7 protein-coding genes are annotated in these 9,338 nt (G+C 71.8%); 5 read left to right on the top strand and 2 right to left on the bottom strand.

Features of this window, described 5'->3' with window-relative positions; all coding sequences use genetic code 11:
* On the top strand, positions 1-2,329 hold a 2,329-nt coding region (locus ABD378_RS00630; RefSeq protein ID WP_344518241.1), incomplete at its 5' end, for a tetratricopeptide repeat protein.
* A gap of 121 nt (positions 2,330-2,450) precedes the next feature.
* Here ABD378_RS00630 and ABD378_RS00625 read toward each other — a convergent pair.
* Positions 2,451-4,166, bottom strand: a complete 1,716-nt coding sequence (locus ABD378_RS00625) for a bifunctional 3'-5' exonuclease/DNA polymerase (protein ID WP_344518240.1) — start codon at positions 4,164-4,166, stop codon at positions 2,451-2,453.
* Positions 4,167-4,496: 330 nt separating this feature from the next.
* Between ABD378_RS00625 and ABD378_RS00620 the strand changes: the two genes are divergently transcribed.
* Positions 4,497-5,336, top strand: coding sequence for a nitrilase-related carbon-nitrogen hydrolase (locus tag ABD378_RS00620; RefSeq protein WP_344518239.1), 840 nt, complete (start codon positions 4,497-4,499; stop codon positions 5,334-5,336).
* A 32-nt stretch (positions 5,337-5,368) separates the two neighbouring features.
* Here ABD378_RS00620 and ABD378_RS44085 read toward each other — a convergent pair whose 3' ends face one another.
* Positions 5,369-6,124 (bottom strand): GbsR/MarR family transcriptional regulator, encoded by a 756-nt coding sequence (locus ABD378_RS44085; RefSeq protein WP_386544359.1) that lies wholly within the window; start codon positions 6,122-6,124, stop codon positions 5,369-5,371.
* Between the two features lie 239 nt (positions 6,125-6,363).
* On the opposite strand from ABD378_RS44085, the gene ABD378_RS00605 reads away from it, so the two are divergent.
* The 3 genes from ABD378_RS00605 to ABD378_RS00595 are packed head-to-tail and all read left to right on the top strand — an operon-like array spanning position 6,364 to position 8,842.
* Entirely contained in the window at positions 6,364-7,032 is a 669-nt protein-coding gene (locus ABD378_RS00605) for a DUF4097 family beta strand repeat-containing protein (RefSeq protein ID WP_344518238.1), read from the top strand.
* Positions 7,033-7,070: 38 nt separating this feature from the next.
* A complete protein-coding gene (locus ABD378_RS00600; protein WP_344518237.1) occupies positions 7,071-8,054 on the top strand; it encodes an ATP-binding cassette domain-containing protein in 984 nt (327 codons plus the stop codon).
* Positions 8,051-8,842: an ABC transporter permease gene (locus ABD378_RS00595; RefSeq protein WP_344518236.1), complete on the top strand. Its 792-nt coding sequence runs from the start codon at positions 8,051-8,053 to the stop codon at positions 8,840-8,842. The genes ABD378_RS00600 and ABD378_RS00595 overlap by 4 nt, the downstream gene beginning before the upstream one ends.
* Positions 8,843-9,338 lie beyond the last annotated feature (496 nt).

The following is a 9,338-nucleotide window of genomic DNA, read 5'->3' as shown; positions in this document are numbered from 1 at the left end:
CGGTCCGGGAGCCGAAGCGCTCGCCGGTCCGGAACACGGAGCGCTCCCCACCCCGGGCCCCGACGCGGCGGTCTCCGCGACGGGGCCCGCGGCCGATGCCGCGCCCGCTCCCGGCCCCGTACCCGCGACGGGGCCCGCCCTCGTACCCGCATCCACCCGACCCGCTCAACTCCCGCCGTGCCCACCGCACTTCACGGGCCGCCAAGAAGTGGTGCGTTCCCTGGCGCGGCTCCTCACGGGGCAGGGCGGCGGTGGCGACGTGCTCGACCGTGCGCCCGGCTCCGCGCCGCCTGTCGCCGTTCTGTCCGGCATGGCGGGCGTGGGGAAGAGCGCGCTCGCGCTGCACGTGGCGCACCGGCTGCGTGAGCACTTCCCTGACGGGCAGCTCTACGTCAATCTGCGCGGGGCCACCCCGGGAATGACGCCCCTCACGCCGGACCAGGCCCTCGCCGCGCTGCTCCGGGATCTCGGGGTCGAGTCGGGCCACAGCCCCGGACACCCGGACGCCGCCGCCGCGTTGCTCCGCTCGCTGCTCGCGCCCACCCGCATGCTGCTGGTCCTGGACGACGCGGCGACCGCCGCGCAGGTGCGGCCGCTGCTGCCCGCCGGTTCCGGCTGCGCGGTGATCGTCACCAGCCGTTCCCCGCTCACCGCGCTCGACGGCGCGGGGCGTTTCCCGCTTGACCCGCTCTCCGACGGGGACAGCGCCGCCCTGCTGCGTGCCGTATCCGGACGCGCGGGGCTCGACGCCGGGCACCCCCTGATCGAACTCGCGGGCCGACTCCCGCTGGCCCTGCGCATCATCGCGGCCCGCCTCGCCGCCCGCCGCGCGCTCACCCCGGACGCCCTCGCCGAACTGCTCACCGTCAGCGGCGGACGGCTGCACCACCTGGAGCACGACGACCTGAGCGTGCGGCGCTCGCTCGCCGTGGCGCTGGACGCGCTGCGCACCTCGGAGCGCGAGTCCGACCGGGACGCGGCCGCCGCCCTCGCCGTGATCGGTGCGCTGGACCTCCCGGCGTACGGAGTCCCGCTCCTCGCCCGCCTGTTGGAGGTGGAGGAGTGGCGCGCGGGAGCCGCGCTCGACCGGCTCGTCGACGTCGCGCTCCTCGAAGAGACGGCCTACGGCCGCTATGCCCCGCACGATCTCGTACGCGACTTCGCGCGGGAGGCGGCTCACCAGGACGGGACGGCGGCCGCGGACGTCGTGGAAGCGGCGCTCCAGTGGTACGCGGAGTCGGCGCGGCAGACCGTGCTGGCGATCATGCCGGGAGGGCTCGACCGCGACGACCGGCTGCGGGGGGTCGACGACCGGTTGCCGCTCCGGCACACCGCCGCGGGCTCCCCGCTCCCCGCCGTGCCACCGATGTCCACCGATGACGCCTTCGCCTGGGGCGACACGGAACTCACCAATGTCATCGCCCTCGCCGACCGCCACGGCCGCGAATCCGCCCTGCTGCCCGTGCTGGTCCGCTGCTTCTTCTCGTACCTCAAGCGCCGTGGCCGACTCACCGAGGCGGACCTCCTGAACCGCCTCGCGGTGACCGCCGCCCGTCGCTGGAGCGACACCGCGGGCGAGGCGCAGGCGCTCACCGACCTCGCGGGCCTCAACTACGTGTCGGGGCACAGCGGCGCGGCGCTCGCCCTGATCGACGAGGCCCTGGACCTGTGGCGCGAGCTCGACCGCGTGTCGTTCGTGCACCGCGCCGTCCTCAACCGCAGCCTCCTCCTGGAGGCACTCGGCCGCTACGAGGAGTCGGCCGAGGCGCTGCGGCAGAGCCTGGAGCTGGCCAAGGCCCTGAACGATCCGTTGAGCGAGGCGTTCGCACTCAGCCACCTCGGCAACATCTATGAGCACAGCGACGCGCGCACCGCGATCGACTATCACGAGCGGAGCCTGGCGATCGGCGAGTCCCTCGCACACGCAGGCGTCCGCCAGGAAGCCCACTGCGACATCGGCTACGCCTACCTCCTCCTGCACGAACCGGACGTCGCGCTCACGCACTTCGAGGAGAGCCTGCGCATCCACGGCGAGGCCGAGGACTGGCACAACGAGTCCAAGGTGCGCCTGGGCGTGGTCCGCGCGCTGCGCGAGGTGTATCGGGCGCAGGACGCGGCGCGCGAGTGCGCCGACCTCCTGGAGCGTGCGGAGCAGCGGGCCGACGCCCACATGGCGGGCCTGGCCCGCCATCAGCACGGGCTTCTGCTGTACGCGGAGGGGCGCGCCGAAGAGGCGTACGCGCAGTGGAGGGCGGCGCTCGCGTCGCTGGACGGCACGGACAGCAGCGAGGTCGTCGGAGAGTTGAAGGACTTGCTCGCGGGGGTGTAGGAGGAGGCGCAGTCGGGTGCGCAGGCGGGCTTGCGGGCGGGTGCGCAGGGGCGGGTGCGCAGGCGGGGTGAACTCGCCCTGGCCCACTGGCCCACTGGCCCACTGGCCCACTGGCCCAGGGCTACTTCGCGTCCGCGTAGCACTCCACCACGGCGACGGTGAACGGGAAACGCACCGGTGTCTCGCCGAACGCGATGCGTCCCGCCAGATCCCCTGCCGCGCGGATCGCCGCCGTGACCGTCTCGGCCTCCTCCTGCGGGCAGTGCACGATGACCTCGTCGTGCTGGAAGAAGACCAGCTCGGCGCGGAGTCCGGCAGCGGCGATGGACTGACGCAGCGCGGCGAGCATCAGCAGGGCCCAGTCGGCCGCGCTGCCCTGGACGACGAAGTTGCGGGTGAAGCGGCCGCGGGCGCGGGTGTTGCTGGAGGCGTAGCCGGGGGTGAACTCGCCGTCCTGGGCGGGGAGTTCGGCCGGGTCGTCCTGCGGGATGCCTGCCTCGTCGAAGTCCTCCGCTCCGGCCGCCGGCGGGCTCGTCCGACCCAGCCAGGTCCGTACGAGTCTGCCCTCCTCGCCCGCCTTCGCCGCATCGTCCACGTACGCGACGGCGGCCGGGAATCTGCGGCGCAGTGCCGCCAGGTTCTTCAGGCCGTCGCCCGACGTCTGGCCGTACACGGCGCCGAGCAGCGCGATCTTGGCGTGGTCGCGGTCGCCGGAGAACGCGCGGTCCGAGAGGCGTGTGTAGAGATCCTCGTGGCTCCCCGCCACCTCCATCAGGCCCCGGTCGCGGGAGATCGCGGCGAGGACCCGCGGCTCCATCTGGTCGGCGTCGGCGACGACGAGCCGCCAGCCGGGGTCGGCGACGACCGCACGCCGGATAATCTTGGGGATCTGCAGCGCGCCGCCCCCGTTGGTGGTCCAGCGCCCGCTGACGGTGCCGCCCGGCGTGTACTCCGGCCGGAAGCGGCCGTCGCGCACCCAGTCCTGGAGCCAGCTCCAGCCGTGCGCCGTCCAGATCCGATACAGCTTCTTGTACTCGACGAGGGGCCGCACCGCCGGGTGGTCGATCTCCTCCAGCTCCCAGCGCCGGGTGGACTTGATCCTGATACCGGCCTGGGCGAAGGCCTTGATCACGTCGTTCGGCAGGTCGGGGCGGACGCGGCGGCCGAAGGCGGCGGAGATCTCGTCGGCGAGCTCGGCGAGGCGGCGGGGCTCGGCCGCTCCCGCGTTCCTGCCGCCTCCCGCATAGCGCTCGCCGAGGAGTTCGGTGAGCAGGGCGTGGTGGACGTCGGCGCGCCAGGGGAGGCCCGCCACGTTCATCTCGGCGGCCACCAGCATCCCGGCCGACTCGGCCGCCGTGAGCAGCCGCATCCTGCCGGGGTGCTCGGCGGCCTCGTGTCTTCGCTGCTGCGCGGCATACACCTCCAGGAGGGCGTCGAAGGGGAGGGAGGTCGCGGGGGAGGGCTCGAAGAGGGAGTCCTGGGCGCCGGGAGCCGCCGCCCTGGGGGGAGGGTCGTTCGGCACCGGGGCGTTGTGCAGCCTCGCCCAGGCGGCGGCGGCCGAGCGGGGCTCGCCTAGGCGGCCTTCGTGACCGAGGAGGAGCAGCTCGGCGTCCTCGATGTCGTAGCACCTGTTCACGTGGACGCCGGCCGTGAGCAGCGTGGGGTAGATCTCGGCCGTGGAGCGCCAGACCCAGCGGCTCGCCCCGGGTCTGGCGCGGACGGCGCCGGCGAGGTCCGGCTCGTGCAGGGTCGGTCCTGCGGGCAGGCCGTCTTCCCCGAGGGGGGCGAGGGTGGCTCCGCCGGCCTCGGTGGCGGCGATGGCCCACCTTTCGGTCATGCGGCCGAGTCTGTCAGCCGCCACTGACAATCCTGCGGAGGGCTTTGCGGATTGCCGTTTGCCCCGCGGTCTGTCCTTGCCGGACGGGCCTTTCCCGCCCACCCGCCCGTTTGCCCCGCATCCGCCCCTGGGCGAACAGGCTTTCCCGCCCACCCGCCCGTTTGCCCCGCATCCGATCCTGGGCGAACAGGCTTTCCCGCCCGCCCGCCCGTTTGCCCCGCATCCGATCCTGGGCGCACACGCTTTCCCGCCCGCCCGTCCGTTTGCCCCGCAGCACGTCCGGGTGTTCCCGACATGCGGGGGGTGTTCTGCGCTGCGAGGCTGGGAGCCATGAGAGTGGCCCTTGCGCAGACCGACTGTGCCCTCGGCGAGGTGGACGAGAATCTCGCGGACGCCCGGGACCAGGTCGGCCAGGCGGCGGCGCAGGGTGCCGACCTCGTCGTCTTCCCCGAGCTGAGCCTGCACGGCTACCACTTGGGCGGCTTGGAGCGGGACACGTCGCTTGACGCGAAGGACATCCGCCTCCTGGAGCTTTCCACGCTCGGCCCCGACGTGATCGTCGGCCTGCACGAGCACACGAGTCTGCGCGCGTACAACACGTCCGCGTACTACTCGGGCGGCGAACTCCGGCACGCCCACCGGAAGTTGTACCTCCCGAACTACCTGGCCTGGGAGGAGCGCAAGCACGTCAGCCCCGGCCAGCACCTGCGCGCGTACGACCTGCCGGGCGGGCACGGCCGCGCCGCGACCCTCGTCTGCAACGACGCATGGCAGCCGGTGCTGCCGTGGCTTGCCGTGCAGGACGGCGCGGAGGTCATCATCATCCCCACAAACAGCGCGGCGAGCCTGGATCCCGAGGCCATGGACACGGGCCTCTACTGGGACACCCTGCTCTCCTACACGGCCCGCATGCTCCAGTGCTGGGTCGTCTTCGTGAACCGGGTCGGGAACGAGAACGGGGCGTCGTTCTGGGGCGGTTCGCGGGTGGTCGACCCGCGGGGCACGGTCGTCGCGCAGGCGCCGAAGTGGGAGCCGGGGTTGGTGACCGTCGACATCGACGTCCACGAGGCCCGCCGCCGCCGGCGGGCCGTGCCGCTGGTGGCGGAGGCGCGGCTGGGGTTGATCGACCGGGAGGTACGCCGCCTCATCGACGAGGGCGGCGACAGCTAACGCCTGACGGTTGCCTACGGGGGCTCGGCTGTCTAGTCGCGGTCCGAACCCGGCTCGGCAGCGCCGTCCGAGGCTGTTCCGGCTTCCGTGTAGAGGACCTCGCGGGCCTGTTCCGCGGCGCGGGCCATGCCCTCGCCGACGAAGTCGACGAAGCGGGCGATGCCTTCGAGGCGGGCGGCGGCCGGGCTGTCGGGGCCGAGGACGCTGACGCCCTGCCGTGCGGTCACGGCGAGCTGGGCGTGGGACCGGGCGGCGGCGATCATCCCCTCGTACCAGACGTCGTTGTCGACGACGTAGCGCTCGCGGCGGCCTTCGTCCCGTTCGCGGCGGATGAGGCCCTGGCTCTCCAGGAGCGTGACCGCCTTGGAGATGGACGCCGGGCTGACCTGGAGGAGCTGGACGAGCTCGGACGCGGTGAGGCTGCCCGCGTCGGTGGTGTAGAGGGACGCAAGCACCCGGGCCGTCATCTTGGGCAGGCCCGATTGCATGAGGAGGGTGGTGAACACCTCCACGTACTCGCGCACGGCCTCGGCGTCGCGTCCGTGGGCCTGCGGGGTCGCCTGCGCCCCTCGGGGCGCCGCCTGCCTGCGCCGGTGGGCGCGGTGTTCGGTGGCGCGGTGGGCCAGGTCGGCGCGGTAGGCGGTGGGGCCGCCGTTGCGCGTGACCTCGCGCGTGATCGTCGAGGTGGGGCGGTCGAGACGTCTGGCGATCTCCGCGTAGGCGTGGCCGTCGGCCAGACCCAGCGCGATCTGCCGGCGTTCCTGCTGGGTGAGCCTGCCTCCCGGCATCGCGGTCTCCTTGGTGGTCCTCGGTCGTTCGTGGTGCCGCGAGCATAGCGTTCACTCCCCATCCATTGCAACGCACGCAGTGGCTGTTGTTGCATTAGATTCAATCCCAACGCAACGATTTACCGGCTGTGAGCTGCGACGATGGAACTCATACGCAACGAACCTGTTGCCGTATCTATGAACGCAACGTAGCTTTTCCGTTGTCGGAAACACCGAGCGAACGAACTGAGGAGAGCACGATGCAGAAGTTCGACACCCCCGCCCCCGTCTCCACCGTCCTCGACATCCCCGCCGGGCTCATCCGGTTCATCGCCGCCGACCGGGCCGACACCACGGTCGAGATCCTGCCCGCGGACGCCTCGAAGAGCCGCGACGTGAAGGCGGCGGAGCAGACCACGGTCGAATACGGCGAAGGTGTCCTGCGGATCGAGGGCGCACCGGCGAAGAACCAGATCCTCGGCAACTCCGGATCAGTCGAGGTGACCGTCCAACTGCCCGCCGGCTCCCACATCGAGGCGAAGGCGGCCGCTGGGGAGTTCCGGGGCGTCGGTCGGCTCGGTGACGTCGTCTTCGAGGGCGCGCTGGGCTCGGTCAAGCTCGACGAGGCCGCGAGCGCCCGCCTCACCCTCCAGGCCGGCGACGTCTCGGTCGGACGCCTGGGCGGCCCCGCGGAGATCAGCACGCAGAAGGGCGACCTCCGGATCGCCGAGGCCATGGGCGGCACGGTCGTGCTGCGTACCGAGTCCGGCGCGGTTTCGATCGACGCCGCCCGCGGAGTCTCCGCGTCCCTGGACGCCGGTACCTCCTACGGCCGGGTCCACAACGCGCTCAAGAACACCGACGGCGCCGCCGCCCTGAACATCCACGCGACCACCGGCTACGGCGACATCACCGCCCGCAGCCTCTGACCGCGGCTTCTGACCGCAGCCTCTGAGGAGCACTCACCATGACGAACTCGGCCATCGCGGCGAACGGTCTGCGCAAGTCGTACGGCGACAAGACCGTGCTCGACGGCATCGACCTGGCCGTCCCTGAAGGTACGGTCTTCGCTCTGCTCGGGCCGAACGGTGCGGGCAAGACCACCGCGGTGAAGATCCTGTCCACACTCATCACCGCGGACGGCGGCCAGGCCCAGGTCGCGGGCCACGACGTCGCCGCCCACCCGCAGGCGGTCCGCGCGGCGATCGGGGTGACCGGCCAGTTCTCCGCCGTCGACGGCCTGATCACCGGCGAGGAGAACATGCTCCTCATGGCCGACCTGCACCACCTGCCGAAACAGGAAGGCCGCCGGGTCGCCGCCGAACTCCTGGAACGCTTCGACCTGGTGGAGGCAGCGAAGAAGCCCGCCTCCACCTACTCCGGCGGCATGAAACGCCGCCTGGACATCGCCATGACCCTGGTCGGCAACCCGCGGATCATCTTCCTCGACGAGCCCACCACCGGCCTCGACCCCCGCTCGCGGCACAACATGTGGGGGATCATCCGCGAGCTGGTCACGGGCGGGGTGACCGTCTTTCTCACCACCCAGTACCTCGAAGAGGCCGACGAACTCGCCGACCGCATCGCCGTACTCAACGACGGCAAGATCGCCGCTGAGGGGAGCGCGGAAGAGCTGAAGCGCCTCATCCCCGGCGGACACATCCGCCTCCGCTTCACCGACCCGGACGCGTACGCCTCCGCCGCCACCGCACTGCGCGAGGCCGCACGGGACGACGAGGCACTGTCCCTGCAGATCCCCAGCGACGGCAGCCAGCGCGAACTGCGCTCCATCCTCGACTGGCTCGATTCGGAGGGCATCGAGGCGGACGAACTGACCGTCCACACCCCCGACCTCGACGACGTGTTCTTCGCCCTGACCGGCCCGGCCAACGTCTCCGACAAGACCGGCCTCCCCAAGCAGCCCAACCAGCCCAAGGAGTCTGTCCGATGAGTGCTCTCACCCTCGCCGTGCGCGACTCGAACACGATGCTGCGCCGCAACCTCCTGCACGCCCGCCGCTACCCGTCGCTGACCCTGAACCTGCTGCTCACGCCGATCATGATGCTGCTGCTCTTCGTCTACATCTTCGGCGACGTGATGAGCGCGGGCATCGGCGGCGGCGGTGCGGACCGCTCCGACTACATCGCCTACATCGTCCCCGGCATCCTGCTGATGACCATCGGCTCCACCGTGATCGGGGCCGCGGTCTCCGTCTCCACCGACATGTCCGAGGGCATCATCGCCCGCTTTCGCACCATGGCCATCCACCGCGGATCGGTGATCATCGGGCACGTCGTCGGCAGTGTGCTGCAGGTGCTGGCCAGCCTGGTCCTCGTCGGCGCCGTCGGCGTGGCCATCGGCTTCCGTTCCACCGACGCCACGGCCCTGGAGTGGCTCGCGGCGTTCGGGTTGCTCGCACTGTTCGCCCTGGCGCTCACCTGGATCGCCGTCGGCATGGGCCTTGCCAGCCCCAACGCCGAGGCCGCCGGCAACATGGCCTTGCCGCTGATCCTGCTGCCGCTCATCTCCAGCGCCTTCATCCCGGCCGAGACCATGCCGGGCTGGTTCCAGCCGATCGCCGAGTACCAGCCCTTTACGCCGGCCATCGAGACCCTGCGCGGTCTGCTGCTCGGTACCGAGATCGGCAACAACGGGTGGATCGCCATTGCGTGGTGCGTCGGCCTGTCCGTGCTGGGCTATCGCTGGTCGATGTCCTTGTTCAACCGTGACGCCAAATAGTCCCCGTGGCGTCCGGGGTGGCGGCTCCCAGGGCGGCGTACTTCGACACCGCGTCGGCGTACGCCGCCCTGTTCGGCGGTCCGGCTGCTTACCGGGCCCCCCGCATCCGCCTCCGGCCGAACAGGCCTCTCCCACCCACCCGCCCGTTCACCCCGCATCCGACCCTTGCCGAACAAGCTTTCCCGCCCACCCGCCCGATTGCCCCGCGGTGTCAGGGGGGCGCGTAAGGGAGTGGGGGTGGGCGGGTGATCTGCGTCGTGGGGTGGGGGGGAGGGCGTTCAGGTCTGGCGTGGGTGGGGAGTGCGTAGGTGGGGGTGGGGCGGTGCATGTCGGCAGGTTGCGATGTTCCGCCAGCCACAGAAGCGGGCCCACGACTATCCGCAGTCGGCGACGCTCGCGAGGGGACGTGGCGGTATGTCCGCCCGGAGCACGGCTCCCGGCGCTCCGGGGCCGAAGCAGCCACGCGGCCACCGGACGATAGCGAGGACGGACATAC

This window comes from Streptomyces rectiviolaceus (genome assembly GCF_039533825.1).
In the GTDB taxonomy this organism is placed as follows: domain Bacteria; phylum Actinomycetota; class Actinomycetes; order Streptomycetales; family Streptomycetaceae; genus Streptomyces; species Streptomyces rectiviolaceus.
Note: the sequence above shows the minus strand (reverse complement) of the source record. Positions and strands in the feature narration are given on the sequence as shown.

What these genes read in the sequence shown, in the direction of transcription:
- ABD378_RS00625 (WP_344518240.1), bottom strand. Translation starts at nt 4,166, where the DNA reads ATGACCGAAAGGTGGGCCATCGCCGCCACCGAGGCCGGCGGAGCCACC.
- ABD378_RS00620 (WP_344518239.1), top strand. Translation starts at nt 4,497, where the DNA reads ATGAGAGTGGCCCTTGCGCAGACCGACTGTGCCCTCGGCGAGGTGGAC.
- ABD378_RS44085 (WP_386544359.1), bottom strand. Translation starts at nt 6,124, where the DNA reads ATGCCGGGAGGCAGGCTCACCCAGCAGGAACGCCGGCAGATCGCGCTG.
- ABD378_RS00605 (WP_344518238.1), top strand. Translation starts at nt 6,364, where the DNA reads ATGCAGAAGTTCGACACCCCCGCCCCCGTCTCCACCGTCCTCGACATC.
- ABD378_RS00600 (WP_344518237.1), top strand. Translation starts at nt 7,071, where the DNA reads ATGACGAACTCGGCCATCGCGGCGAACGGTCTGCGCAAGTCGTACGGC.
- ABD378_RS00595 (WP_344518236.1), top strand. Translation starts at nt 8,051, where the DNA reads ATGAGTGCTCTCACCCTCGCCGTGCGCGACTCGAACACGATGCTGCGC.